We start from the raw sequence: 1,267 nt of genomic DNA on the forward strand, positions 1-1,267 counted from the left end.
GGCCCCGGCATCGGCAGCGGTCTTTGAAACGCTTGTTGCCGAAAAGTTTTCCGGCACCGCGATCGCAGAGGGGGGTCAGGCAGTCTCGGTAACCGCCGAGCTTGAGTTCACCAGAAAGGACGGCTCGACGTACTGGGCCGAGGTAACCATCTCCCTGATCCGCGACGCATCGGGCATGCCGTTTGGGTATGTGGGAATGGCCCGCGACATCACCGAACGCAGGAAAGCGGAGGAAGAGATCCTCGCGTCCCTGCACGAGAAGGAGGTGCTGCTCCGGGAGATCCACCACCGGGTCAAGAACAACCTCCAGATCATCGCGAGTCTCCTGTACCTCCAGTCGATCACCATCACCGATGCGTTCACGACCGAGATCCTGCGCGAGAGCAGGTCCCGGGTCCGGTCCATGGCCCTCATCCACGAGAAGCTGTACCGGTCCGAGGATCTTGCCCATGTGCCGTTTGCCACCTACATCGAGAGCCTGATCGACAGTCTCCGGGACGCATACGGGATCAACAATGGGGCCGTTTCGATCGCAGTCAGCATCGACCCGCCCGATCTTGCCCTCAGCATCGAGACGGGCATCCCCTGCGGGCTCATCATCAACGAGCTGGTCACCAACGCGATCAAGCACGCGTTCCCTGGCGGAAAGTCCGGGATCATCTCGATCGCGATGCGGCAGACGGGATCGGGAATCTATACCATGGTCATCGCAGACAACGGCGAGGGGTTCCCAAAGGACGTGGACTTCAGGAACACCAGCTCCCTTGGCCTCCAGCTCGTCAACAATCTCGTGGCCCAGCTCGAAGGCGAGATTGCGCTCGACAGCTCGGACGGCGCCAGGTTCACGATACAGTTCTGTGCGGCCGGAAGTTACGCCGCGCCCTAAAAATCAGATCAGGGATTGAGCCCTTTGCCGATTGCGTTCCCTTTTTCGTACGCGGCTTTTTCCAGCTCCGGTTGTGCTCTGACATCGAGGATGGTGTCCATGTCATTGATGAGGAGTTCATCGGTATACGGGCAGTCGATGATGTCGAAGAATGCCTGCGCTGTCAGTTTCGCTCCCACGAAGACCTCGGGGATCTTCATGCCGGAGATACAGATGAAGAGCCCGTGGCGCCCCTTCCTCTTCTCTTTTGGAACCAGCGATTCTTTCCGGAGATACTTTGCCATTAAGAAGACCTGCCACCGTTCCATGAACCCCTTGACCTTGCCGTGGATGCCCATTGTCAGTACCGGGGGTCCCACGCGGTATCTTCCGGGGTTTGTG

1 protein-coding gene and 1 pseudogene are annotated in these 1,267 nt (G+C 59.1%); one reads left to right on the forward strand and one right to left on the reverse strand.

Annotated features, from left to right (window positions below):
* Positions 1-886, forward strand: an 886-nt coding sequence (locus CW742_RS13740; protein WP_292421344.1) for a histidine kinase dimerization/phosphoacceptor domain -containing protein, incomplete at its 5' end; no start/stop codon positions are given.
* Between the two features lie 8 nt (positions 887-894).
* On the opposite strand, the pseudogene CW742_RS13745 reads toward CW742_RS13740, so the two are convergent.
* Positions 895-1,267 (reverse strand): annotated as a pseudogene (locus CW742_RS13745) (NADPH-dependent FMN reductase); the annotation flags it as partial.

The sequence above is a fragment of the Methanoregula sp. genome (assembly GCF_002835825.1).
Lineage (GTDB): Archaea > Halobacteriota > Methanomicrobia > Methanomicrobiales > Methanospirillaceae > Methanoregula.